The sequence below is a fragment of the Streptomyces sp. NPDC085944 genome, from assembly GCF_040686295.1.
In the GTDB taxonomy this organism is placed as follows: domain Bacteria; phylum Actinomycetota; class Actinomycetes; order Streptomycetales; family Streptomycetaceae; genus Streptomyces; species Streptomyces salinarius.
Genome location: NZ_JBFBJX010000005.1, coordinates 24,973 through 47,113, shown reverse-complemented (window position 1 = coordinate 47,113; position 22,141 = coordinate 24,973). Strand labels below are relative to the sequence as shown.

The 22,141-nt window shown below is 73.3% G+C and carries 24 protein-coding genes and 1 pseudogene; 6 read left to right on the top strand and 19 right to left on the bottom strand.

Annotation, left to right across the window (positions count from 1 at the left end):
* Positions 1-287: 287 nt before the first annotated feature.
* The 3 genes from AB0P07_RS11050 to AB0P07_RS11040 all read right to left on the bottom strand — a co-directional run bounded on the left by AB0P07_RS11050 (position 288) and on the right by AB0P07_RS11040 (position 2,867).
* Positions 288-593 (bottom strand): LysR family transcriptional regulator, encoded by a 306-nt coding sequence (locus AB0P07_RS11050; protein WP_365548282.1) that lies wholly within the window; start codon positions 591-593, stop codon positions 288-290.
* 76 nt (positions 594-669) lie between these two features.
* Positions 670-1,068, bottom strand: a complete 399-nt coding sequence (locus AB0P07_RS11045) for a hypothetical protein (protein WP_365548279.1) — start codon at positions 1,066-1,068, stop codon at positions 670-672.
* Positions 1,065-2,867: a class I adenylate-forming enzyme family protein gene (locus AB0P07_RS11040; protein ID WP_365548276.1), complete on the bottom strand. Its 1,803-nt coding sequence runs from the start codon at positions 2,865-2,867 to the stop codon at positions 1,065-1,067. Before AB0P07_RS11040 ends, AB0P07_RS11045 begins: the two co-directional genes overlap by 4 nt.
* A gap of 189 nt (positions 2,868-3,056) precedes the next feature.
* Here AB0P07_RS11040 and AB0P07_RS11035 point away from each other — a divergent pair, with 189 nt between their 5' ends.
* Positions 3,057-3,677 carry a shikimate kinase gene (locus tag AB0P07_RS11035; RefSeq protein ID WP_365548273.1) on the top strand — a complete coding sequence of 207 codons (621 nt, stop codon included), beginning with the start codon at positions 3,057-3,059 and terminating at the stop codon, positions 3,675-3,677.
* A 49-nt stretch (positions 3,678-3,726) separates the two neighbouring features.
* Here AB0P07_RS11035 and AB0P07_RS11030 read toward each other — a convergent pair whose 3' ends face one another.
* Positions 3,727-4,458: a ScbR family autoregulator-binding transcription factor gene (locus AB0P07_RS11030; protein WP_365548270.1), complete on the bottom strand. Its 732-nt coding sequence runs from the start codon at positions 4,456-4,458 to the stop codon at positions 3,727-3,729.
* A gap of 144 nt (positions 4,459-4,602) precedes the next feature.
* On the opposite strand from AB0P07_RS11030, the gene AB0P07_RS11025 reads away from it, so the two are divergent.
* On the top strand, positions 4,603-5,568 hold the full coding sequence (locus AB0P07_RS11025; protein WP_365548267.1) for a ScbA/BarX family gamma-butyrolactone biosynthesis protein: 966 nt from the start codon (positions 4,603-4,605) through the stop codon (positions 5,566-5,568).
* 244 nt (positions 5,569-5,812) lie between these two features.
* Here the strand turns inward: AB0P07_RS11025 and AB0P07_RS11020 are convergent, their stop codons facing one another.
* Entirely contained in the window at positions 5,813-6,577 is a 765-nt protein-coding gene (locus AB0P07_RS11020) for a glucose 1-dehydrogenase (protein ID WP_365548264.1), read from the bottom strand.
* A gap of 216 nt (positions 6,578-6,793) precedes the next feature.
* Here AB0P07_RS11020 and AB0P07_RS11015 point away from each other — a divergent pair, with 216 nt between their 5' ends.
* Positions 6,794-7,804, top strand: a complete 1,011-nt coding sequence (locus AB0P07_RS11015; protein ID WP_365548262.1) for an NAD(P)-dependent oxidoreductase — start codon at positions 6,794-6,796, stop codon at positions 7,802-7,804.
* On the opposite strand, the gene AB0P07_RS11010 is transcribed toward AB0P07_RS11015, so the two are convergent.
* The 9 genes from AB0P07_RS11010 to AB0P07_RS10970 all read right to left on the bottom strand — a co-directional run bounded on the left by AB0P07_RS11010 (position 7,758) and on the right by AB0P07_RS10970 (position 16,823).
* Positions 7,758-8,285 (bottom strand): PPOX class F420-dependent oxidoreductase, encoded by a 528-nt coding sequence (locus AB0P07_RS11010; protein WP_365548259.1) that lies wholly within the window; start codon positions 8,283-8,285, stop codon positions 7,758-7,760. The two genes, AB0P07_RS11015 and AB0P07_RS11010, sit on opposite strands and share 47 nt — an antisense overlap.
* Positions 8,282-8,782, bottom strand: coding sequence for a nuclear transport factor 2 family protein (locus AB0P07_RS11005; protein ID WP_365548256.1), 501 nt, complete (start codon positions 8,780-8,782; stop codon positions 8,282-8,284). The genes AB0P07_RS11010 and AB0P07_RS11005 overlap by 4 nt, the downstream gene beginning before the upstream one ends.
* Positions 8,773-10,476, bottom strand: a complete 1,704-nt coding sequence (locus AB0P07_RS11000) for an AMP-binding protein (protein WP_365548253.1) — start codon at positions 10,474-10,476, stop codon at positions 8,773-8,775. Before AB0P07_RS11000 ends, AB0P07_RS11005 begins: the two co-directional genes overlap by 10 nt.
* Before the next feature lie 203 nt (positions 10,477-10,679).
* On the bottom strand, positions 10,680-12,176 hold the full coding sequence (locus tag AB0P07_RS10995; RefSeq protein ID WP_365548250.1) for an MFS transporter: 1,497 nt from the start codon (positions 12,174-12,176) through the stop codon (positions 10,680-10,682).
* Positions 12,177-12,242: 66 nt separating this feature from the next.
* Positions 12,243-13,454 carry an acyl-CoA dehydrogenase family protein gene (locus AB0P07_RS10990; protein WP_365548247.1) on the bottom strand — a complete coding sequence of 404 codons (1,212 nt, stop codon included), beginning with the start codon at positions 13,452-13,454 and terminating at the stop codon, positions 12,243-12,245.
* A 131-nt stretch (positions 13,455-13,585) separates the two neighbouring features.
* A complete protein-coding gene (locus tag AB0P07_RS10985; RefSeq protein ID WP_365548244.1) occupies positions 13,586-15,097 on the bottom strand; it encodes an FAD-binding oxidoreductase in 1,512 nt (503 codons plus the stop codon).
* A 338-nt stretch (positions 15,098-15,435) separates the two neighbouring features.
* Positions 15,436-15,618, bottom strand: coding sequence for a hypothetical protein (locus AB0P07_RS10980; protein WP_365548241.1), 183 nt, complete (start codon positions 15,616-15,618; stop codon positions 15,436-15,438).
* A gap of 6 nt (positions 15,619-15,624) precedes the next feature.
* Positions 15,625-15,903, bottom strand: coding sequence for a hypothetical protein (locus tag AB0P07_RS10975; protein ID WP_365548238.1), 279 nt, complete (start codon positions 15,901-15,903; stop codon positions 15,625-15,627).
* A 185-nt stretch (positions 15,904-16,088) separates the two neighbouring features.
* Positions 16,089-16,823 (bottom strand): D-Ala-D-Ala carboxypeptidase family metallohydrolase, encoded by a 735-nt coding sequence (locus AB0P07_RS10970; RefSeq protein WP_365548235.1) that lies wholly within the window; start codon positions 16,821-16,823, stop codon positions 16,089-16,091.
* Between the two features lie 181 nt (positions 16,824-17,004).
* Here AB0P07_RS10970 and AB0P07_RS10965 point away from each other — a divergent pair, with 181 nt between their 5' ends.
* Positions 17,005-17,562, top strand: a complete 558-nt coding sequence (locus AB0P07_RS10965; RefSeq protein ID WP_365548232.1) for a glycoside hydrolase family 25 protein — start codon at positions 17,005-17,007, stop codon at positions 17,560-17,562.
* A 131-nt stretch (positions 17,563-17,693) separates the two neighbouring features.
* Here AB0P07_RS10965 and AB0P07_RS10960 read toward each other — a convergent pair whose 3' ends face one another.
* Positions 17,694-17,906, bottom strand: coding sequence for an EF-hand domain-containing protein (locus AB0P07_RS10960; RefSeq protein WP_365549254.1), 213 nt, complete (start codon positions 17,904-17,906; stop codon positions 17,694-17,696).
* A gap of 47 nt (positions 17,907-17,953) precedes the next feature.
* Positions 17,954-18,868: a MerR family transcriptional regulator gene (locus AB0P07_RS10955; protein ID WP_365548229.1), complete on the bottom strand. Its 915-nt coding sequence runs from the start codon at positions 18,866-18,868 to the stop codon at positions 17,954-17,956.
* Between the two features lie 48 nt (positions 18,869-18,916).
* Here AB0P07_RS10955 and AB0P07_RS10950 point away from each other — a divergent pair, with 48 nt between their 5' ends.
* A complete protein-coding gene (locus AB0P07_RS10950; protein WP_365548226.1) occupies positions 18,917-19,477 on the top strand; it encodes a GNAT family N-acetyltransferase in 561 nt (186 codons plus the stop codon).
* A gap of 170 nt (positions 19,478-19,647) precedes the next feature.
* Positions 19,648-19,734 (top strand): annotated as a pseudogene (locus tag AB0P07_RS10945) (GNAT family N-acetyltransferase); the annotation flags it as partial.
* Between the two features lie 16 nt (positions 19,735-19,750).
* Here the strand turns inward: AB0P07_RS10945 and AB0P07_RS10940 are convergent.
* The 3 genes from AB0P07_RS10940 to AB0P07_RS10930 all read right to left on the bottom strand — a co-directional run bounded on the left by AB0P07_RS10940 (position 19,751) and on the right by AB0P07_RS10930 (position 22,037).
* The gene (locus AB0P07_RS10940; protein ID WP_365548223.1) at positions 19,751-20,362 is read right to left on the bottom strand and encodes an ADP-ribosyltransferase; all 612 of its coding nucleotides are present in this window, start codon (positions 20,360-20,362) and stop codon (positions 19,751-19,753) included.
* Positions 20,363-20,459: 97 nt separating this feature from the next.
* Positions 20,460-20,963: an ATP-binding protein gene (locus tag AB0P07_RS10935; RefSeq protein ID WP_365548220.1), complete on the bottom strand. Its 504-nt coding sequence runs from the start codon at positions 20,961-20,963 to the stop codon at positions 20,460-20,462.
* 306 nt (positions 20,964-21,269) lie between these two features.
* Positions 21,270-22,037: an enoyl-CoA hydratase-related protein gene (locus tag AB0P07_RS10930; protein ID WP_365548213.1), complete on the bottom strand. Its 768-nt coding sequence runs from the start codon at positions 22,035-22,037 to the stop codon at positions 21,270-21,272.
* Positions 22,038-22,141: the final 104 nt, after the last annotated feature.

Below are 22,141 nucleotides of genomic sequence, written 5' to 3'. Positions count from 1 at the left end.
GTCGATCCTCTCCGGGTCTCGGACATGAGGCGAACGCGAGTCCGAAAGACACGGACAACGGTTCGACAGCAGCGACTCTAGGAACGGGACCGCCCCCGCAATTGCCGTGCAGCGCACCGGCATTGGCGGAATCACGCGCCCCGGTTGGCGCAAGAACCACCATGGACCGGCGGTCGCCCCAAGAGCCCCGCACCCGCCCCACACACAGGCGTCGGCCGGCCCCAGGACGGGGACCGGCCGGCGAGGTGCGCAGGGGCCTGGCACGAGGAGGGCGGCGCCCTCTCCGCTCAGAGCAGGGACGTCGGCTGCCGTTCCCGGTGCCGGCGCGGACGACGGACGGTCTCGGCGACCTCGCGCCGGGCGGTCTCGGTCATCTCGATGATGCGCTCGGCGTGCGGCAGCAGCCGCTGCCCGGCCTCGGTCAAGGTGAGCTGGCGCCGGGTGCGGTCGAACAGCTCGGTACCGACGGCCTCTTCGAGGTTCTTTATCTGCGTCGTCACGGTCGACTGGGCGTAGTGCAGGTTCTTGGCGGCCTGAGTGAAGCTCAACTCGGCCGCCACCTCTCGGAACGCGCGTAACTGCTGGAACTGCATGACAGGGCCCTCCCCTCCGGTCCCCTATAACATACCGGCTTGCGTGTATTTTTCACCGGTCGGTGCGGCGGCTTCCTCAGTCCGCCATCGCCATGGGCGACATCAGATCCCGGGCGATCTGCGGCAGCACCTGGTCGAGGAGTTGGCCCTCCCGCACCGCCCCGTCCGCAGTGCGCGGCACCTCGTCCACGGCCACGGCGTGCGCGTAGTGGGCGGGCAGGTTGCGCAGACAGGCGGCGAGCACGGCCCGCCGCCCGGCGACCTCCTGCTCGGGCGCGAGCGGCACGAACGCCACGACCACCGAGGAACCCAGCTCGGGCAGTTCGGTGGCGACGACCGCGCACTCGCGCACGCAGGCCAGTTCCAGCAGTTCACCCTCGAGCACGAAGAAGTCGCGGGCGAAGCGGGCGTCCCGGGCACCGCCCTCGACACCGCCCTCGGCGGCGGCGCCGGCCCCGGTCTCGGTGACGGTCATGCGGAGATCTCCTGATGCACGGTCTGCTCCAACTGGAGGTTGAGGGTGAGGATCGGGACCACGGCCCGCAGCAGTTCGGCCGTCCTGATCCGCCCGGTCGGGCTGTAGGGGATGTGGTCCACCGCGATGACGTGCGCCGGGATGGACGGCACCCGGCGCGCGCACGCCGTGCGCAGGGCGGCGTACCCGGTGGCCTCGCGGCCGACGGCCACGGCGATGAACGGCACGACGAGGGCGTCGCCGAGCGTGGGCAGGCTCACCCGGACCACGGCGGTGTCGCGCAGGCAGGGCAGGTTGAGGAGGTCGGACTCCAGACGGAACAGCGCGGCGTCGACCGCGCGGTCGCGCACCGCCGCCCTGACGCCGCAGGCCCGCCCGGTCAGGGTGAACCGGCCGTGCTCGTCGAGGACCCCGAGGTCGTCGGTGACGAGGAAGCGGTGCTCCCCCGCGTCCTCGCCGACGGCGGACCCCGCGCCGGTGACCGCGCCGGTGCCGAGGGTGCGGAACTCCGCCTCGCCGTCGAGGTAGCCGTCCATCACGTGCGGGCCCGCGAACGCGAGGCGGCCGGGCCGGCCCGCCGGGAGCACCTCGCCCTCGTCGCCCAGGACGACGACGGTGGTGCCCAGCACCGCCCTCCCCGTCCGCGCCCGCGTGACCTGGGACTCCTCCGGGGTGAGCAGGCCGGCGAGCCCGGTCTCGGGCGAGGTGAGGGCCAGGTGCAGCACCGGCCCCAGTCGCGCCCAGGCGGCGTCCACCGTCCAGCGGCCCAGGTGCCGCCCCGGGGTGATCACGCAGCGCAGGCGGCCGGCGCGGCCCGGCGCCGCGGAGTCCGGGTGGACCAGCAGCCGGCCGAGGGCGCCCGGTTCGATCATGGTGGTGGTGACGTGTTCGGCGGCGATCAGCGCGGCCAGGACCTCGGCGTCGCCGGTGTCGTCGAGTACCAGCGCGGCGCCCACCGTGAGGAGGGTGCGCGCCAGTTGCAGCGAGAGCGGCTGCCACAGCGGGGCGGCCACCAGGTGGGTGTCGTGGGCGTCGAAGCCGAACTCGTCGACCAGGTCGATCAGCGCCCGTCCCTCGGCGGCGGAGCCGCGCACGGTGACGCGCGGCCGGGATCCGCCGGGCACCACGGCGAGGGACTCCTGGTGCAGGGGCTCGGGCAGGCGGCGCGGCGAGTCGCTCGCCAGGAGGTCGTGGAAGGGCCGGACCGGCTCCTCGGGCCCTGGGCCGGGGCGCCCGGCGAACTCCGGCCGCCCCGCGGCGTGGTCCGCGGGCGCCGGGGATGCGGTGGCGCCCGCGGCCCGGGGGGCGTCCACGTGAGCGCCGGGCTCCGGCCGGCCGTTCGGGCCGGCCGCCCCGCCCGCGGTGTCCGCTCCGGAGGGCCGCGTGCTCTCGGCGGGCGGGTCCAGCGGGACACGCAGCAGCTCGCGCGCGCCCGTGCCCAGCGCCGCGTCGAGCACCGGCGCATGCTCCGCGGAGACGATGGCGATCGACGGGCCGAGCAGGTCGAGCGTGCGGGCGAGCCGGTCCGTGTCCTGCGCGGGGTCGAGTCCCGTGCACGGGATGCCGAGCGTCGCACAGGCCGCCAGGAGCACGGCCAGTTCCCAGCGGGGCCCGGACAGGAACACCGCGCGGACCGGGCGGGCCGGGCGCTGCTCGGGCAGCTGCTCCGTCAGGCCGGCCGCGCACCGTCCCACTGCGTCGGCGAAGTCCGTCCAGGAGAGCCGGACCGGACCGTCCACGAGGGCGGTCGCGTCGGGCCGTGCGGTCGCGTGCCGACGGATGTGCTCAATTCTGATCATGTGGCTTCTCCGTGGTCGGTGAGCCGGTGCGGAAACCCATCTCAGCGAAACAAACCCGCATGCGGGTATCAACATCTATCGAGAAGTGTGATGCCAGTGCGCCGGCGTGTCAGGTCGCCCGTCCGCGGGCGCCCCCGCGCGCCGACGATTCGACTGCCGCGCTCCCCGCCCCTCACCCCGGAGGCTCCGTTGACCGACGCCCGGTTCCCCCCGGCCCTGGGCCCCGCCGAGGCGCCCGACCCCGCTCTTGGCCTCGCCCGGTCCCCCGGCCCCACCTTCGCGACCGCTCCGCGCGTGCGTTGCTCGGCGGTGCTGGTGGGCCTGCCCGGAGCGGGAAAGTCGACGGTGGGAAGGCTGATGGCCGACCGTCTCGGCGTCGCCTTCCGGGACACCGACGAGGACGTCGAGCGCGTCACCGGGCGCACCGTGGCGCGGATTTTCGCCGACGAGGGTGAGGACCGGTTCCGGGTACTGGAACGGGCCGCGGTGCGTGCCGCGCTGGACGGGCACGACGGCGTGCTGGCCCTGGGCGGTGGTGCCGTCCTCGATCCGGTCACCCGCTCCTGGCTGACCGGCGGCCCTGTCGTCCACGTCGACGCCGGGGTGGACGAGATACTCGGCCGCCGCGGCGGCGTCACGGGCCGGCCGCTGCTCACCGGCGACACCGCGGGCCGGCTGCGGCTGCTGTCCGAACGGCGGGCGCCGCTCTACCGCGAGGTGGCCCGGGTCACGGTCGCGACCCGGGGCCTCGATGCCGCGGAGGTCACCCGGACGGCACTGCTCGCGCTGGGTCTGGAACCGACCCGCTGAACGTCGTCGGGCGTCCGCCGCCGGCTCCCCATTCCCGCGGCGGACCCGTTCACCCGCCCACCCTCTCCCTCGCGCGGTCGTCGGCCTCCGCCACGACGCGCGCCATGAGCCGCTTGCCGCGGTCGGGAGTGATGTCCAGCTGCGCGACCACCTCCGGGGTGGCCACGGCACGGGCGAGGCCGCGGTAGAGCACCGCGACCCGTTCCTCCAGGTCCTTGCGGTCGCTCATCACCTCGGCCATCAGCTGCACACCGCTGAACGCCCCGACGATCATCTCGGCCGCGTCGTCCAGGTCGGCGCCGGGCAGCAGTTCACCCCGGGCCTCCGCCTCGGCGAGGAGGCTCCTGTGCACGTCGATCCACGCCCGGTAGGGCACCCGGCGGTCGATCTCGTGGCCCTGGTCCACGGCGAGCCGGATGCTGCCCTGGAGCATCCGGTCGAAGGTGAGCCGGTGGCCCACCAGCAGCCCGATGTCCACGACCTCCTGGAACTTGACGGCATCCCCGGTGAACGGGACCTCCAAGTAGGCGATCTGGCCGCTGACCTGCTCGTCGAGCACGGCCTGGGCCAGTTCCACCTTGGAGGAGAAGTGAAAGTAGAAGGCCCCCTTCGTCACCCCGCACCGGGTGTAGACGTCAGAGATCGTAGTCCCCGCGTATCCGTGTTCGGCGAACACCTCTCCGGCTGCGCCCAGGATCGCTTTCCTGGTCCTGACCGCACGCTCCTGTCGCGCCACGCGGCCTCCCCTCTGTACCCGGCCGCTCGGAGGGAACGGCTCCATTTGTCTGTCTTCGCGAGCTTGCGTCATCTCATTGAAAAACAAACCCGCACGCCTGTATCTTACCGACCGCGGGGGGAGATCGGCCATACCCCACGTCGTCCTGCACCTTCACCTTCGACAGAAGAGGCAACGACCTTGCGCGCTATGGCTTCGACGATCCGGGACGTCCACAAAGAGGCGCACCGCGCCACATTCCCGGAGATCACAGCAGGGGGACCGCTCAACGCTCCGGCGCTTCCGGTGGAGAAGACACTCGTCCACCGGGCCCGGCTGCGCGACGTACTGCCCACACAATTGACACGTCATGACGACACGCACTTCACGGTTTCCGCACGCAGACCGCGCACGCACCGGCTGTTCGTGACCGCCGAGGGGCAGAGCACGGCCTCGCTGGTGCTGGAGACGATCCGGCAGAGCACGCTGCTGGTCTCGCACGCGGAGCTGGGGGTGCCGCTCGGCCACCACTTCGTCATGCACGACCTGTGCCACCGGCTCGACACGCGGCTGCTCACCCGCGCCGCGGCCGACGACCTCACCCTCGACGTGCACGTCGCCGGCCTGCGCAGGCGCGGGGCGGTGCCGTCCTATGTACACCTGGAGATGCTGCTGCGGTCGGGGGGCCGGCTCGTGGGTTCGGGCTCGATCCGTTTCCAGCTCACCTCACCCGCCGCCTACACCCGAATACGCGGGCACCTGCCCACCAGCGCGGCGGGTGCGGGCGTCGAGGCGGGCGCACCGGTGGACCCGGGCGGCGTCCACCACACCCAGGCGTGCGACGTCGCGCTCTCCCCGGCCGGGGAGCCGGGCGGCTGGCTGCTGCGCGCCGACCCGGCCAACGAACTCTTCTTCGACCGGGTCAACGACCACGTCCCGGCGATGGTCCTGGTCGAGGCGGCGCAGCAGGCCGCCCATCTCAGCGCCCCCGAGGGGCGGTTCACCCCGTCCTCCTCCGAGATGCGCTTCAGCAGGTACGTCGAGTTCGGCAGCCCCTGCCGGATCACGGCGCACGCCTCGGAGAACGCCGACGGCACGGCCTCGGTAAGCGTCACCGGCCACCAGGACGGCCAGCTCGCCTTCGTGGTGCGATTCGGCGGGAACGCCGCACAGTAGGGCACGCCCTCCGGACCGTCCGGAGCCGCGGAGCGCGGCAGGCCCTCGTCGCAGGCTCTTCGAGCAGGGCTCCCCCCACGCCGCCCCGCCCCGGGTTTCCCTCGGGAGACCGGGCAGCCCGCGCGTCATCGACCGCCGGCCCCGCCCGCACTGGTACCCGCCCCCACCCGGACCCGTCCGGCAGGCGGAAGGGGCATGTCCCCCTTCCCCGTCCGCTTCCCTCTCTCCCCTCTTCCCGGCCCGGTCACCGGACCGTCCACCCGCCGTCCACCGGCAGCGTGGCGCCGATGACGAAGGAGGCCCGGTCGCTGCCGAGCCAGGCCGCGGCCTCGGCGATCTCGTGGGGAGCGGCGATCCGCGGCAGTGGCGCCGCCGCCCGCAGCAACTCCTCCGCCCCGGGGTCCTCTTCGAGCCAGGCATCCACCATCTCGCTGCGCGTCGAACCGGGCGCGAGGGCGTTGATGCGGATGCCGTGCGGGGCGTACTCGGCCGCGGCGGCCTTGGTCAGCCCCAGTACGGCGTGTTTGGAGGCGATGTAGGGGGCGGCCACGGGAGTGGCTACCAGGCCGGCGGTGCTGCTGGTGTTCACGATGGCACCGCCTCGGGGCAGCATTGCCGCGATCTGGTGCCGCATGCAGTTCCACACCCCCCGCACGTTGGTGTCCATGATCGTGTCGTACAGCTCGTCGGCCATCACGTGCAGGGGGACCTGGGCGGCTCCGACCCCGGCGTTGTTGAAGGCGACGTCGAGCCCGCCGAAGCGGGCCAAGGTCCGCCGGACCGCCTCGGCCACCTCGGCGGCACGCCTGACGTCGGCGACGGCGTAGTCGGCCTGGTGGCCCTGGTCCAGCAGTTCGCGGGTGAGGGCGGCCAGTTGGTCCTCGCGGCGGGCCACCAGCATGACGGCCGCACCTTCACGGCAGAACACCTGTGCGGCGGCGGCTCCGATACCACTGCTCGCTCCACTGATGAAGGCGGTTTTACCTGCGAGAAGGCCCTGGTGCGTCATGATCCCAAGCTACTTGGGCGGGGTCCCGGGCCGTCGCTCGGGCAAACAGTTGGCCTGATCCCTCCCGTGTCCCGCGAGCGGGGCACCCCCGCACGCCGGCCGGTGGGTTCCAGCGGCCCGCGCAACGGCGCGACACACCCGGCGTGAGCACGGCGTCCGGCCGCCCTCCCCTGATTACTCGAACTGTCTCGCACATGGCTGAAAGGGACGAGCGACATGGCAGTACCTCGCATTCTGATCACTGGTGGCACGGGCTTCGTCGGCGCCCGTGTCGCCGAGTTCCTCGCCTCCGACGGACCGCGGGCAGACCGGCCCGCGCTGCGGCTGCTCGCCCACCGCTCGTGGCCCGACGCCCTCTCGGGCCGGGCGGAGGTGCGGACCGGCAGCCTGACCGACCCCGCCTCCTTGCGCGGGGTGTGCGACGGCGTCGACACGGTCCTCCATCTGGCCTCGCAGGTCGGCGGCGGCCCCGAGGCGTGCGGGGCGGTCAACGACGCCGGCACCGGCGCGCTGCTCGCCGAGGCGAAGCACGCCGGGGTCCGGCGGATCGTCCAGCTCGGCACCACTGCGGTGTACCGGGACGGCCGGCATTTGGGTTCCGGGGAGGGCGAGTTGGAGGTGGGGCCGACCTCGGCGACGAGCGTCTCCCGGCTCGCCGGGGAGCAGCGGGTGCTGGCGGCGGGCGGTCTGGTGGTGCGTCCGCACCTGGTGTACGGGCCGGGCGACGTGTGGGTCGGCCCGGCGCTGGCGGAGTTCCTCACGGTGCTGCCCCACTGGGTGGACGGCGGACGGGCGCTGATGTCGGTGATCGGCGTGGAGGATCTGGCACGTGTCCTGGCCGCTCTCGCCGTGCGGACCTCGGTGCCCCGGGGCGCGGTGCTGCACGCCGGCCGGCCTGCGCCGGTCCGCGCGCGCGAGCTGATCACCGCCACCGCCCGCGCCCTGGACCTGCCGCTGCCGGCCGGGGAGGTGACGTACGAGCAGGCGCGCGGCTGGCACGGCGCGCAGGGCGACCCGGGCTGGCATCGACGGCTGTCGCTGCTGGCGATGGACCACTGGTACGACACCTCCCGGCTGTGGCGGCTCCTCGGCATCGCACCCGGTGGGAGCTTCGCGGCGGACTTCGCGGCAGGCGCCGACTGGTACCGCGCCCGTCTCGGCACCGGCCCGTCCGTCCGGGTCAGTGGCCCCACACGTACTGCCGCCCCGGCGCGATCCTCAGCATGATCCGCGCCGAGCCGATGTCCTGCGGCGGGTAGGGGCGGCCGTTGTACTTCAGGGACAGTTCGTCGATGTGGGCGCGGGCGGCGGGACCGGTGGTCTCGCCGGTGACGCGGCCGCGCACCTCCACGTACCGGTAGGGGTTGTCCCGCTGCCAGATCATGAGCGTGGCCCGCGGGTCGCGGCGCAGGTTGCGCACCTTCTGCCGTTCCACCTCGCTGTTGACCAGCAGATGGTCGCCGTCGGCCGAGACCCACACGACCTGGGTCTGCGGGGTGCCGTCCGGCATGAGCGTGGTGAGCGCGGCGAAGTGGGGTCCGTCCGCGAGCGCCCTGACCTCCGGGCGCAGCGCGAGCGTCTCGGTCGTCATCGTGGGACTCTCCTTCGTGATCGTGGCAAGGGACGCGATCGTGGTGGAGGCGCGGTCCGCGGGGCGGGGGTGCGCGCCGCCGGGGTGGCGGGTGGGGTGGTGGCCGGGTGCGGTCATCGACCGAGGATCACCTGCGGGTCACCGGTGAACCAGAGGTTGTCGACGGTGATCCGCCGGGCCAGCCAGCGGTCTCCGTCGCGGACCAGCGCGACGTCGTACACGTTCTTCAGCAGCAGGTGCCGGCTGTGGTCGGCGCCGGGCAGGTGCTGCGCCTCGACCAGCGCGGTCAGCAGGGCCTCGTCCCCGGTGATCCGCGCCCGGCAGTTGGTCACGGTGTGCGAGGTGTCCAGGCCGGCCTCGGGGTCCATGACCACCTGGGTGATCACGTCGACGCCGTGCATCACCGGGAACTCCAGTCCGATCCGGGCGCCGACGGGCCGGAAGTCGAACTCGGCGTCGTGGGTGAAGGCGGAGCGGAAGAGGTCCGGGTCCTTCAGATCCCGGCCGAGGGCGAAGCGGTGGAGGACGTCGACGATCTCGTGGCGGTCGGTCAGTTCCCGGACGGCGTCGGCGATGGCCGCGTCCGTGGCTTGATGGCGTTCCGTCAGCTGCATGGTGAGGGCTCCTCGTCGGGCGTGTCGGCGGGACCGGTGTCCCGGGCGGGGATGAGGGCGCGCAGACGGGCGCGCCGGGGCTTTCCGGTGGGAGTGCGGGGGATGTCCGCGAGGTCGAGCGGGACGACGTGGGCGACGTCGACGCCGAACCGGCGGGCGACCGCGGCCCGTACCTCCCGTGCCGCCCGGTCGGCGGAGGCGTCCGGGGCGAGCGAGCAGAACACGGCGAGGGTGCCGTCGGCGGCCGTACAGGCGACGGCAGAGCCGGGCAGCAGGCCGTCGAAGCCGGCCAGGAGGTGTTCGATCTCGTGGCCGTGGCAGGAGGACTCGCCCTGCCGGACCAGGTCGTCGGCGCTGCCGGTGACGGTGAGCGCCCCGTCCGCGACGAAGGCCATGTCGCCGGTGCGCAGCCAGCCGTCGGCGGTGAACGCGGCCCGGGTCTCCTCCTCGGCGCCGAAATATCCGCAGGTCGTGGTGGGGCCGGTGACCTGGAGCCGGCCGAGGGTGCCGGGCGGCACCGTCCGGTCGTCCTCGTCGACGACCCGCACCGAGACGCCGGGGTGCGGGACGCCGACCGGCACCCAGCGCGCGCCCGGGTCGAGGCGCCGCGCGTCGAGCCGGCGGTCGACGACGCCGGAGGCGGTCTCCGACATGCCCCACCCGGGGCGCATCGCGCTCGCACGCAGTCCGTACGGGGCGAGGGCGGCGGCGAAGCGGCGCACCGTGCGCGCCTTGACGGGGGCGCCGCCGTTCATGACGTAGGCCAGGGCGGACAGGTCCCACCTGCGGCCGGCCGCGGTCCCGTCCTCCACCCGCGCGGCGACCCGGTCGAAGAAGGAGTCGGCGGCCCAGGCGACGGAGACGCGGTGGCGGTCGATCACGTCGAGCCAGCGCAGCGGGTCGGCGAGCACCCATTCCTTGCGGGCGTGGATCTGCGTGGCGGCGGCGTACACGTCCCGCACGTGGAACATGACCAGCCCGCTGACGTGGTCCAGCGGCATCCAGTTGAAGGTGACGCACGCGTCGTCGACGCCGTTGGCGAGGGCCGTGCCCGCCGAGCGGCTGATGATGTTGCGGTGACTGAGCATCACCGCCTTGGGCGCGCCGGTGCTGCCGGCGGTCAGGACCAGTACGGCGAGGTCGTCGCCACGGCCGGGGGACGGCGTGACGTCCGCGCCGACCGGGTCGGACAGGTGGGCGGCGCCGCCCAGCCAGTGGGCGCGAGGGCCGTCCGCGAGCGCGGCGCCGGTGGCCTCGTCGGCGACGATCCACGGGCCGCGCAGGGTGTGCCAGGCGGCGGACAGCCCGTCCGGTCCCTCGCGCGAGGCGACCGGGGCGGGGACGAGGCCGCCGAGCACGCAGGCCCAGAAGGCGGTGAGCAACTCCCGTTCGTCGCCCAGGTGCAGCAGCACCCGGTCCCCATGGACCACCCCGGCGCGGCGGAGGCCGCCGAGGAGGCGGGAGGCGTCCGCGAACAGTTCGCCGTAGCCGGTCCAGGCCTCGCGGCCCTCGGCGTCGAGGTGGCAGACGGCCGGGCCGGTGCGGCGTGCCACGGCCCGGCGCAGCACGTCGGCCAGGCTCGCCGGTCCCGGGTCGGTGAGGGGCGGACCGGTCAGCAGCGAAGTGACGGGGGTCGTGGCGGCCGCCGGGCCGCCGCCGGGTCCGGGGCTGCGCGTGCTCTCCAGGGGCCCCAACGGACCTCCTCCTTCGGCTGTTACGACGGACGGCACCGGTGTGCGGACCGGCGGGGCGGTGTGGGCGCGGGTGTGTGGGCGGGGGGTGCGGGGGTGCGGGCGCGGGGGTGCGGGCGGGGAGCCGGGTGCGGCCGGGAACCGGGCGCGGCCGGCGGCGGGACCCCGGGCGGGGCTCCGCCGCCGGCCGGCTCGGGAGCCGGAGGTCAGACGCCCGCCGTCTCCTCGGCGAGCGCCCGTGCGGCGCGCTTGCGGGCGGCGCCGCGCACCGCAGAGACCAGCGCGAACACCATGGTGAGCGCGGAGATGCCGGTGATGACGTACATCCCGTTGTGGAAGCCGTCGAGCTGCTCCGCGGCGGAGGGCCGCTCGCCGCCCGCCATCGTCGCGGTCACGATGGCGAGGACCACCGCCGCGCCCACCTGGTAGCCGGTCTGGAGCACACCGGCGGCGGCGCCCTGCTCGGACTCGTCCACCCCGGTGGTGGCCTGCACGTAGGAGCCGGTGAAGGAGAACGGGAAGGCGATACCGATCAGCAGCATGGTCGGCAGGATCACGGCGGCGTAGCCGGAGGTCTCGCCGATCCGCCAGAACAGCACGTACGCGGCGGTGTAGGCGACGAACCCGGCGAAGATCATCCAGGCGGCGCCGAAGCGGCCGACGAGCTTGCCGGCGCGCGGGGCGACGGTGGCGATGAGCAGCCCGCACGGCAGGAAGGCCATCGCCATCTCCAGCGGCGACCAGTCCCGCAGCGACTGCATGTACAGCGCGCCGACGAACTGGAAGCTCATGTAGGTGCCGAGGATGGCCGCGGCGGCCAGTGACGCGCCGACCAGCGTGCGGTTGGTGAGCAGGCCGAGGCGGATCAGCGGTTCGGGCGTGCGCTTCTCCACCGCGACGAACAGCGCGGCCAGGGCGACGGCCACGGCGAATCCGGCGATCGTCTCGGCGCTCCCCCAGCCCGCCTCGGGGGCCTGGACGATGGTGAAGACCAGCAGCAGCATCGCCAGCGTCACGGTGACGGCGCCGGCCACGTCGTACTTGCGGCGGCCGGTGCCGCGGGCGGGGTCGCGGGGCACCAGGGCGAGCGCGCCGAGGAAGACGCCGACGGCGACCGGCACGGGCAGCAGGAAGGTCCAGCGCCAGCCGATCTCGGTGAGCAGGCCGCCGAAGATCAGGCCCATGGAGAAGCCGGCCGCGCCGCAGGCGGTGTAGATGCTGACCGCCTTGTTGCGCTGCGGTCCCTCCGGGAACGTGGACATGATGATGGCGAGTCCGGCCGGGGCGGTGAAGGCCGCGCTCACGCCCATCACGAAGCGGGCCGCGATGACCAGGGCCCCGTCGGTGGCGAGACCGCCGGCCAGGGAGGCCAGGGCGAACACCGCGACGGCGACCAGCAGGACCTTGCGGCGGCCGAGGAGGTCGGCCATGCGTCCGCCGAGCAGCAGGAAGCCGCCGAAGCCGAGGACGTAGGAGCTGACGACCCACTGCACGGAGGCGGTGGACATGCCCAGGTCGGACTGGATGGGCGGGACGGCGATGCCGACCATCGCGTTGTCCAGGGCGTCGAGGAACATGGCGCCGCACAGCACGATCAGGGTGCCCCACAGGCGCGCGCCCCAGCCGGAGCGGGGTGCGGCGGAGTCGGGCCGGCCGGAGTCGACGTCGTCCTTGAGGAGGGGTGGTTCGGTGGAAGTGGCCATGAGAGCTGGTCCTCGTTGTCGGTGTGGTGTGGCGTGCGGGGGTGGGGGCGCGTCGCGGGGCAGGCCCTAGAGGACGACGCCCACGCTGTAGGCGTTGTGCGGGGCCCCGCCCAGCAGGTGGGCGCCGGCGGACTGGACGACCTGGTCCTGGGCGATGACGTGCTGGCACATGGTGTTGAGGTCGCGCAGGGCGCGGTCCAGCACCGAGGGGCGGTAGACGGCCGAGGTCGCCACCGTGTCGAAGAGGGAGGCGACGACCGAGCGGGCGGTGCGGAAGGCGTTGACCCGGGCGAGGACGGTGGCCACCTGCTCGTCGCGGGTGGGGACGTCGCCGGCCTCCAGGATCTCCCACTGCTCGCGCAGGCTGCCGTAGACGGCGTAGCGGGCGGCGGACAGGTCCATCTCGGCCTGCGCGACGGCGGTCTGCACCCGGTAGTTCTCCGGCCACGGCGTGCCCGTGGTGCGGTCGATGCGGGTGGTGGCCATCTGACGCACGTGGTCGATGGCGGCGCGGGCGGTGCCGAGCGGCACGCCGGGCATGTTGCGCAGCACCGCGTCGGGGGTCGCGGCGGCGCCGGTGACCCGGGGTGCGGCGAAGCTGAAGGTGTACTCCTCGGGCACGAAGAGGTTCTCCGTGCGGTAGTCGCGGCTGCCGGAGCCGGCCAGGCCCGTGGTGTACCAGGTGTCCTGGATCTCGAAGTCCTCGACCGGGGCCACGATCACGCGCCAGTTGCCCTGGGCTCCGGGCGGGCCCGGCTCCAGTTCGCCGCCGCGGGTGACGAGGACGCCGCCGACCACCCAGGTGCTGTGGGTGATGCCGCTGCCGAAGTGCCACTGCCCGGTGACCCGGTAGCCGCCGGGCACCCGCTCGGCGCGGCCCATGGGCATGATCGCCCCGGCGGTGACGGTGTCGGGGTCGGCGAGGAGCCGGCCGGCGACGTCCTCGCCGAGGAAACCGGCGTAGATCGGGGTGTCCATGCCGATCATCGCGCACCAGGCGGCGGAGGCGTCGCCCTGGGCGAGCGCCTCGATCACCTCGGTCTGCTGGACGGCGTCGAGTTCGGGTCCGCCCCAGGCCTTCGGCCGGGCCATGCGGAACACACCGGTGCCACGCAGCAGGGCCACGACGTCGGGCGGCAGTTGGCGGTTGTTCTCCACGTCCTCGGCGCGCTCGCGCAGCCGGGGGGCGACGGCGCGGGCCCGCGCCAGGATCTCCTCGGCGGTGAAGGCGGTCTCCGGCGGGGCGGTGACGGAGTCCAGGGCATCGATCAGGCTCATGCGGCGCTCTCCCAGCGTCCGGGGTGGGCAGGACTGCGGTGGATCGGGTGCGGTGACTCGGTTGTGCGGCGGTGCGGGTCCGGCGTGCCGTACGGGCGGTCGGCGCGTCCGTGTCGGTGCCCGTACTCCGGTCAGGCGTAGCGGCCCGGCGCGATGACCCGATGGGGGTCGACCGCGTCCTTCAGCCGGCGGGCGAAGGCGCGCGCCCCGGTGTCGGGGGCGAGCCGGTCGGCCCAGTCGGTGTGCTCGATGTCGAGGCGGTACGGGATGAACCCCTCCGTGGCGAAGAGCTCGTAGAGCCGGTCCAGGGCCAGGTGGGCGTTGTCCGCCTCCTCGCCCCCGCGGGGGAACTTCATCGTCACGACGCAGTCGACGACGTCGGCGCCGAGCGCGTTGAGGGTGGCCCCGCAGCGCACGCCGGTCTCCACCCGTACCTGCTCCAGGAGGGCGTCGGCGCGGGCCAGGGCCGCCCCGGTGAACGGCACCAGGGGCAGGAAGAACAGGAACCCGCCCTCCTCGTCGAGGCGGACGGCCGGGCGACCCATCTTCGCCTCGAACAGCACGTCGGAGGGGTCCGGGTCGCCCGCGTAGGCGCGTTCCACCCGTACGGCGACGTCGTGGTTGTCCGCCTCGGGGTCCTCGGCGTCGGTGGCGGAGACGGCGCTGAACAGCCCGGAGCGCTCGGCTTCCGCGGTGACGACGCCGGTGAGCGCCGCCACGGACTCCCGGGTCCCGTCGACGCAGACGTGGACCAGGTACTGCCCGGCCGGGCCGCCGTACGCCGCGGCCGCCGCCTCGTTGTAGATCTTCACCACGCCGCGGGCCAGGCCCTGGGCGACCCAGCGGCGTATCTCGGCGGTGGCCGCCTCGACGTCCCGCGGGGCGAAGTTGAGCCGGACCACCCGCAGCGCCTCGGGCCTCGGCAGCAGCCGCACGGTGGCGGCGGTGACGACGCCCAGGTCGGACTGGACGAACAGCTGCACGAGGGAGGGGCCGAGACCGTGGGGGTAGACGGGGGTGGGGCGGGCGGCCTCGGGCCACCAGCCGACGCGGACGGTCTCGCCGTCGGGCAGCACGACCTCCAGGCCCATCAGGTCGTCCACCCGCTGGTGGCGCAGGCCGACCCCGCGGTCGAGGGCGTTGCCGACGACGCTGGTGTGCGCGGAGGAGACGGTGACGTTGAGCATGCGTTCGGTGCCGGCCAGCAGGGTGGCGAGCCGGGCCTGGGTGACGCCGGGCTCGACGACCGCCCAGCCCTGGGCCACGTCGATGTCGCGGATCTGGTCGAGGCCGGAGAGGTCGAGCACCACCGCGCCGTCCGCGGCGGGTTCGCGGGAGCCGAGCCCCCAGTTGCCGCCGGTGCTGAAGGCGTGCAGCCGGGCGCCGGTGGAGCCGTCCGCGAAGAGGGCGACGAGGCGGCTGACCTCGTCGGCGGACTGCGGGCGGACGACGCCGTGCACGGTCCGGGAGCGGTAGAGGCTCACGTTGGGCCCGAGGGGGGTGACGGGCGCGCCGTCGGCCTCCTCGCCGGGGTGGGTGACGCGGTCCGCGCCCACCACGCGGGCGGCGTCGGCGAGGACGGCGCGCAGGGCGGCGCCGGTGGATCCGTGCGGCCCGGTGACGGATTCGGGGAGGACGGTCATCGCGGTACCTCGGTTCCTTCGTCGGCGGGTGGGCGGACGGTCCGGCCGCGTACAGGTCGCTCGCCGGGCGTCGCCACCACGCTAGGAAGGCCGGGGGGTCCGCTCTCCAGGGATCGCGCACGCCTATTGAGGAGTTCGCGCACGGCCGGCGCCGAGGCCGCCGCCCTTCATCCGGCCGACGGACCTCCCGCACGCACGTCCGGGGCGGAAAGAGCGAGTGCGCCCCGCACACGGACGGGACGCACCGGGAAGGGCCGCACACGCGCGGGGCGGCTCGCGGTCGTCATCGTCGAGTGGGGCGGCCCCCGGGGTCCGCCCCACGTCGGTCGGGCCACACCTCAGGCGGTGGTGATCAGGTCGGTGGTACGGGAGTCGTCGAACACCCGGATGCGGATGCCGGCGCCCTCCCGCACGTCGCTGCCGAGGCTGTTGACGGAGTGGTCCACCACCTTGTCGGTGCCCGGCGGGTGGTAGGGGTTCCAGCCGGTGAGCCCGTGTCCGTCGTGGTTGTCGACAGCCACGTGGACTCAGATGCCGTCGCCGTCGTTCTTGGCGTCGTACACCCAGATCTCGTCGCCGTAGGGGTGGAACTCCACCGTGCCGATGAACCAGCCGTCGTCGTAGAGCTCGATCTTCACGGCCTTGCCGCCCGCGTCGTGCTGGAAGTACGTGGCGTCGAACGGGTCGCCGAGACCGCCGCCGCCGCACGGGCAGCCGTCCGTGTCCCGGTGGATGACCGTCGCCGACGGATCGGGGCGGTAGGCCTGCGCGGGTGCCGCGCCTTCCGGGACCGCGACGGCCGCCATCGCCGCCCCCGGGGCGAGGCCGGCCGCCGCCTTGTTCCTCGAACTCGTCGTACTCCTCCCGTTGCCGGGTCCCGGCAGGGCGCCGTGGCCCGGTGCGTGCCGCCGGCCGGAGCGCCGGCGGCACGAGCGACTGTCAACGGGAGGCGAACGGGGCGGAACCTCGAAGTTTCGAGGGTCGCCGGTGCTCAGATGCCGCAGTTCGGGGCCGACCAGTACGGCGACGGGTCGAAGGCCACGTGGGTGTGGTCGTTGTGGCCGGGGTAGCCCGGGCCGAGGATCTCCGAGAAGCCGTGGGTCCTGGCCTGCTGGGCGAGCCGGCAGAAGCTGGGCGAGCCGGTGAGATCGGCGGCGTCGCCGTAGAGGTGGCGGCTGGTGGACGAGCCGCCGACGGCGCTGTTGCAGGAGCGGGAGCGGAAGCCGCTGGAGATCGTGATCGGCACGTCGCCGAGGGCGTGCCGCATCGCCTCCAGCTTCCACATGGTCTTCAGGGCGTTCGACTTGGCGGTGGCGGCGGAGACCGCGCCGCCGGACCAGTCGGAGTTGCACTTGTTGAGTTCCGCGTAGGTGAAGTGGACCGGCGTGCAGTCCCCGTCCTGGAGGGCGTAGATCTTGCTGAAGGTTGCCGGGCCCGCGACGCCGTCCGCCGCCAGCCCGTAGGCGGCCTGGAACTTCTTGACGGCGGCGGCGGTGCGGGCACCGTACTGGCCGTCGTAGGCAAGCCGTTCGCCGGAGGTCACCCAGCCGGCGACGCGGACCTGGAGCTGCGTCACGTCGCTGCCGGAGGAGCCCTGGGAGAGCGTGCGGTTCCAGGTGTAGCAGGAGTCGGCGTGCGCGGCGGTGGCGGTGGCGCCCACGCCGACCGCCATTCCAGCCATGAGCATGACAAATGAGAGAAGCAGGCGTGACACGCGTCTGAACATCCCGGCCTCCCGACCGTCGAGTCGTCGTCCTGAACCGCAGCCCAGCGTGCGGCACCGCGCTACGCGCGTCAATGGCGCCCGGGCGAAGGGAAGTCGACGTTTCCGCCACCGACGGGGATCGCCCGTGTCATCGTGGGGAACAACCAACTCCCGTCCCCCCACAGCTCCTCAGGGAGGCCCCATGCTGCGTGGCATCGACGTCAGCGCCTACCAGTCCTCCAGCTACGACACCGACGGCCTCTCCTTCGTCTTCGTGAAGGCGACGGAGGGCCGTTCTTACGTCAACCCCAAGCTCTCGGCCCAGACGAAGCGGGCCCGCGACGCCGGACTCGTCGTCGGCTTCTACCACTTCCTGTGGCCGGGCAACCTCACCGCCCAGGCCGAGTACTTCGTCTCCAAGGCCCCGGACCGCAAGGGCGACATCCTCGCGGTCGACTGGGAGACGAACGGCGAGGGCACACACCCGAGCAACGCGGAGAAGGACAGCTTCATCAGGAAGGTGAAGGCGCTGCGGCCGGACAACCGGGTCGTCCTCTATGCGAACCGGCACTTCTGGCTCGACATCGACAGCACCTCGTACGCCGGTGACGGCCTCTGGATCGCCGACTACGTCTCGGCCGGCAAGCCGCGCATCCGGGCGAAGTGGCGCTTCCACCAGTACACGGACGACCCGGTCGACACCAACGTGGCGGACTTCGCGAGCAAGGCCGCGCTGAAGGAGTGGGCGCAGAGCGCCTGACGGGCGGGAACGCCGGACGGCAGGTCGGGGACCGGCCGCGACGGGAGCGTGACGACCACGATCCCGTCGCACGTGTCCGGGAGGGGCGCCCGTCCGGGTGACCGGCGGGCGACCCTCCCGGCACGGCGTCGCTACTTGTTCAGGTGGGCCCAGAACTCGTCGAACGACAGCTTCTTGTCACCGTTGAGGTCGCGGCCGGCGATGATCGCCTCGGCCACCGACTCGGTGACGTTCCAGTCGCCGCCCTGGGCGAGCGCGGTCTTGAACTCGGCAGCGGTGATGAGGCCGTCACCGTCCGTGTCGATCCGCTCGAACTGCTTGCGTGCTTCCTCGATGTCGGCCACCGGTCCGCCCCTCGTTTCGTGCATGGGTCCATCTGACGCAGGTCAGATTAACCGGCCGTCCGGGCGCCCAGAGCGGCGACCACCCACCCGAACTGCTCCTCGTGGGCCGACGGCGGCTCCACACCGTTCACGATCGCCGACAACTCCCGGTAGCGGGCGAGCCGGACGTTGGTCACCGCGGTGAGGCGTTCGAGCACGACGGCCGGGTCGGCGTCGCCGATCAGCGCGCGCAGGATTCCGTCGGCCCGCGGCGAGTCCGGTGCCACCCCGTCGCGCAGCGCCTCACCGGCGAGCCGGACCAGGCGGCTCACGAACCAGAGGGAGGAGCCCGTGGGCACGTCCGGTCCCCGGTCCGCCGCGTTGAACTCGATCATCCGGCGCATCGTCGCCCGGAAGTCCGGGTCCTGGACCATCTCGGCCAGCTCCACCCAGGCGTCCACCTGCTCCGAGGTGGGATCGTCGGGCAGGTCGGCCGCGGCGAAGCGCAGGCGGGTGCGGATGTCGGGGTCGGCGGTGTCGATGCCCTCGAACACCTCCGCCATGAAGTCCTCGATGATCCGCCGCCGCTCGGCGGTGGACAGTCTCGCCAGCTTGTTCATGAGTGTCATCTCCTCGGCGGTCGAGCCGCGTCGTGCCACGGTGGACAGCACCGCGCGGGTCACCTTCAGGGCGGCGATCTGCGCGTCCAGCGCGCTCACGTGCGCCGCCGCGACCCGCGCGACCGTGGTCTCGCCGGCCAGCACACGGCGTACGGCGTCCAGGCCGAGGCCCAGTTCGCGCAGGGTGCGGATCAGCTCCAGGCGGGCGACGGACGCGGCGTCGTAGAGCCGGTAGCCGCTCGCGGAGCGGGCGTGCGGGGGCAGGGCGCCCTCGTCGGACCAGTAGCGGATGGTGCGCACCGGGAGTCCGGTGGTCCGCGCCAGCTCGCCGATGGTCATGAGGCCGGTGCCGTCGTCGGTCATGTCTGGGAGTCTGTGCCTTCCAGGGGGTGGAGACTCAAGGAGCGCGGTGTGGCGGAGAGCCTGCGGGACATTCTGGACGCGGCGGCGCGGGGCGTGTTCCCGCCGGCGGACGGCGGGACGAGCGTCGTGCCGCAGCACGGCGGGCGGGACGCGGGCGTGATCGCGTTCACGGCGCACTCGGTCGTCTTCACCGACGACGCGGAGGAGGGGTGGGTCCGCAGGACGCTGGCGTCACCGGGGTGCGATCCCCTGGCCGCCACGATGAACGCCCGGTTCCTGACGGCCTTCGAGGAGCGCACCGGGCGTAGGACGGACACGATCGACGTACTGCTGACCGGGACACCGCTTCCGGGCCAGCCGGAGGTCGGGCTGGCGGAGGTCGCCGATCCCGGGCATCCGCGGGTGGTCGCGGCCCGGCGGCGGCGCGACGGGGTGCGGGTGTGGGCGGCGGAGGGCGGGGTGCTGGTGCTGGGCCGCGGGGTCGGCGGGCGGCTGGAGGCCGCCGTGGAGGTGGCGGAGGGCGCCCGGCACCGGGGGCTGGGGCGGCGGCTGGTGACGGCGGCGCGGCAGCTGGCCGGGGGCGAGGTGGTGTGGGCCGGGCCTGGCTGACACATACCCGTCGTTCGCCCGAAGGGCGGGCTTCGCGGCGTCTGGTGCGTGCGATCGCAAGGCGCCGGAGCGCCCTCGTGGCGGAGCCACGTGGGCGTTTCGGCAACGCGGCGAGCGTGCGTGCCAGACGCCGCGAAGCAGACGGGTATGTGTCAGCCAGGCCCTGGGTTTCGGCGGGGAACGCCCGCAGTCTGCGGGCGTTCCAGGCGGCGGGTTACCGGCCGGTGGGCTCGGAGGCGCTGTTCCTGCGCCCCTGATCCGGGGCGGCCGGTGTCAGTGCCAGGGCTGGTAGTGCGGGTTGCTCTCGCACTCGCTCATGATCTCGGTCTTGGTCTGCCGGTCCACCGGGCAGACGCCGATGACGTACTTCCGCTGGATGCCGCCGGGGAAGGCGACCTCGACCTGGTCGGCCCACTTGTGGGTGTCGCCGATGGTCTTGTTGACGTCGATGCCGCCGGGGGCGTCGATGTAGTAGTTGTAGCCGGACTTGTACCAGGTCTTGTACAGGTCGTGGTCGTAGGTCGTCGAGACGAACGGCGAGGGCTGGTTGACCAGGACGTACTTCTCGACGTCGTACTGGCCGTTCTCGACGTCCTTGGCGTGGAAGCCCTCTTCGAAGACGACCTGGGGGCCGCGGCTGTCGCTGCGGTAGAGGGTGCCGCAGGTGGTGCGCCAGACCGGCTCCGGGGTGATGCGGTCGACGTCGACGCCCCGGTCGGCGGCGGCCTTGGTCTTGTCGTCGAACTGGGGGCAGGCCGGGGCGGCCTGGACGGCGGCCGACGGGGCCGGGGCGGCTCCGGGGGCGGTGGCGGCGGTGGTGGCGAGGACCGCGGCGAGCGACAGGACGGCGGCGGCGGTCCGCCGGCGCAGACGAGTGGTGATCATGCGGATACGATCCCGGCTGCGGAGCGGAGCGTTCCGGATTCTCACCCGTAGGTGGCGTGTCCGGTGAACGGGCTTGCCTTGCGCGACAGATGGGCTCTCAGCGGTCCAGGACGCGCATCTCGAACCACGTGGTCTTGCCGCGCGGCAGCAGGTCCACGCCCCACCGGTCGGACAGCTTGTCGACGAGGAAGAGGCCGCGTCCGCTGATGTCCGTCTCCTGCACCGGCATCAGACAGGGCAGCCCCCGGGACGGGTCGCGGACCTCGACCCGGATCCAGCCGGGGCGGCGGCGCATCCGGAGGCCGAAGACGCGGGCGCCGGTGTGGCGTACGGCGTTGCCGACCAGCTCGGAGACGAGCAGGACGGCGTCCTCCGTGACCTTGGGCCCGAGCTTCCACTGGCGCAGGACGACGACCTGGGCCAGCCGGCGGGCGGTGGCGGCGGACTCGGGACGGGAGGGTAACGGAACTTCACGCTCCGTCGGGTTGCCGAACAGTTCCAGCGCCCTGAGCGCGCGCTCGTCCTCGACCGCCGGCGACCAGCGCGCCGCGGTCGCACGTCCGGCTCCCCGCGGCTGTCCCGTACCATCCAGCCCCGCCATGCCCCCATCATGGCCGCCTCCGGAGGGCTCCGGGGCCGTTCCCGGGGAATAGACCCCTGCGGGGACTGGGCGGGACGACGGTCGATCGACATATGCCACAGGCAGTTCGGGGCCCGAAAGAGACCCACTGACCTGCGGGAACGGCTCGGCCGGAGACAAGCGACGGACTCCCTCGACAAGGCGCGCTTAATGGTGCGTTAAGGCTGCCATAAACCGCCCCATCGAGGGACCCGGATCAGACATCGCGTCAACTGCAAGGGGTGCGACACGACTTCCGGCGGGACGGAGGTCTCCCCGGCGCGAACGTCAGAGGAACTTCGCCTTGCCGGGGCCCTCTTCGACGAAGCTGCGCATCCCGCGCTCGCGGTCCTCCGTGGCGAACAGGCCCGCGAACCAGTTCCGCTCGACGGCGAGGCCGGTCTCGATGTCCGTCTCGAGCCCCGTGTCGATCGCCTCCTTCGCAGCGCGCAGGGCGATGGCGGGACCCTTCGCGAGCCGTGCGGCCCAGGCGTGCGCCTGCTCGTAGACCTCGCCGGCCGGGACCACCCGGTCCACCAGGCCGAGCGCCAGCGCCTCGTCGGCCCGCACCTGGCGGCCGGTGAAGATCAGGTCCTTGGCCTTGGACGGGCCGATCAGCCGGGACAGCCGCTGGGTGCCGCCCGCGCCCGGGATCAGGCCGAGCAGGATCTCGGGCTGGCCGAGCTTGGCGTTCTCCCCGGCGATGCGGAAGTCGGCGCAGAGGGCGAGCTCGCAGCCGCCGCCCAGGGCGTAGCCGGTCACCGCGGCGACCACCGGCTTGGGAATGCGGGCCACCGCGGTGAAGGAGTCCTGGAGGGCACGGGACCGCGCGATCATGGCCGCGTGGTCCATCACCTGCATCTCCTTGATGTCCGCGCCCGCCGCGAACACCTTCTCGCCGCCGTGGATCACCACGGCGCGGACGTCCCCGCGCCGGGTGACCTCCTCGGCCAGCTCCTTCAGCCGGTCCTGGGTGGCGACGTCCAGTGCGTTCATGGGCGGGCGGTCCAGGCGCAGCGTGCCGACGCCTTCGGCGACTTCGAGATGTACGGTCATGCTCCGCAGGTTAGCGGGCGTTCACGCGCCGCGGGGCTGCGGGTGCGTTGTCGGCTTCACGCCGGTGGTGGGTTGCTCGCGCAGTTCCCCGCGCCCCTTGGGGG

Excerpts from the sequence above, each read along its gene's own strand:
- AB0P07_RS10985 (WP_365548244.1), bottom strand. The coding sequence starts at position 15,097 with ATGACCGTCCTCCCCGAATCCGTCACCGGGCCGCACGGATCCACCGGC.
- AB0P07_RS10930 (WP_365548213.1), bottom strand. The coding sequence starts at position 22,037 with ATGACCGTACATCTCGAAGTCGCCGAAGGCGTCGGCACGCTGCGCCTG.
- AB0P07_RS11045 (WP_365548279.1), bottom strand. The coding sequence starts at position 1,068 with ATGACCGTCACCGAGACCGGGGCCGGCGCCGCCGCCGAGGGCGGTGTC.
- AB0P07_RS11005 (WP_365548256.1), bottom strand. The coding sequence starts at position 8,782 with ATGCAGCTGACGGAACGCCATCAAGCCACGGACGCGGCCATCGCCGAC.
- AB0P07_RS11015 (WP_365548262.1), top strand. The coding sequence starts at position 6,794 with ATGGCAGTACCTCGCATTCTGATCACTGGTGGCACGGGCTTCGTCGGC.
- AB0P07_RS10940 (WP_365548223.1), bottom strand. The coding sequence starts at position 20,362 with ATGATCACCACTCGTCTGCGCCGGCGGACCGCCGCCGCCGTCCTGTCG.
- AB0P07_RS11010 (WP_365548259.1), bottom strand. The coding sequence starts at position 8,285 with ATGACCGCACCCGGCCACCACCCCACCCGCCACCCCGGCGGCGCGCAC.
- AB0P07_RS11020 (WP_365548264.1), bottom strand. The coding sequence starts at position 6,577 with ATGACGCACCAGGGCCTTCTCGCAGGTAAAACCGCCTTCATCAGTGGA.
- AB0P07_RS11030 (WP_365548270.1), bottom strand. The coding sequence starts at position 4,458 with ATGGAGCCGTTCCCTCCGAGCGGCCGGGTACAGAGGGGAGGCCGCGTG.
- AB0P07_RS10995 (WP_365548250.1), bottom strand. The coding sequence starts at position 12,176 with ATGGCCACTTCCACCGAACCACCCCTCCTCAAGGACGACGTCGACTCC.
- AB0P07_RS10975 (WP_365548238.1), bottom strand. The coding sequence starts at position 15,903 with ATGGCGGCCGTCGCGGTCCCGGAAGGCGCGGCACCCGCGCAGGCCTAC.
- AB0P07_RS11025 (WP_365548267.1), top strand. The coding sequence starts at position 4,603 with ATGGCTTCGACGATCCGGGACGTCCACAAAGAGGCGCACCGCGCCACA.
- AB0P07_RS10965 (WP_365548232.1), top strand. The coding sequence starts at position 17,005 with ATGCTGCGTGGCATCGACGTCAGCGCCTACCAGTCCTCCAGCTACGAC.
- AB0P07_RS10970 (WP_365548235.1), bottom strand. The coding sequence starts at position 16,823 with ATGTTCAGACGCGTGTCACGCCTGCTTCTCTCATTTGTCATGCTCATG.
- AB0P07_RS10935 (WP_365548220.1), bottom strand. The coding sequence starts at position 20,963 with ATGGCGGGGCTGGATGGTACGGGACAGCCGCGGGGAGCCGGACGTGCG.
- AB0P07_RS10955 (WP_365548229.1), bottom strand. The coding sequence starts at position 18,868 with ATGACCGACGACGGCACCGGCCTCATGACCATCGGCGAGCTGGCGCGG.
- AB0P07_RS11050 (WP_365548282.1), bottom strand. The coding sequence starts at position 593 with ATGCAGTTCCAGCAGTTACGCGCGTTCCGAGAGGTGGCGGCCGAGTTG.
- AB0P07_RS11040 (WP_365548276.1), bottom strand. The coding sequence starts at position 2,867 with ATGATCAGAATTGAGCACATCCGTCGGCACGCGACCGCACGGCCCGAC.
- AB0P07_RS10990 (WP_365548247.1), bottom strand. The coding sequence starts at position 13,454 with ATGAGCCTGATCGATGCCCTGGACTCCGTCACCGCCCCGCCGGAGACC.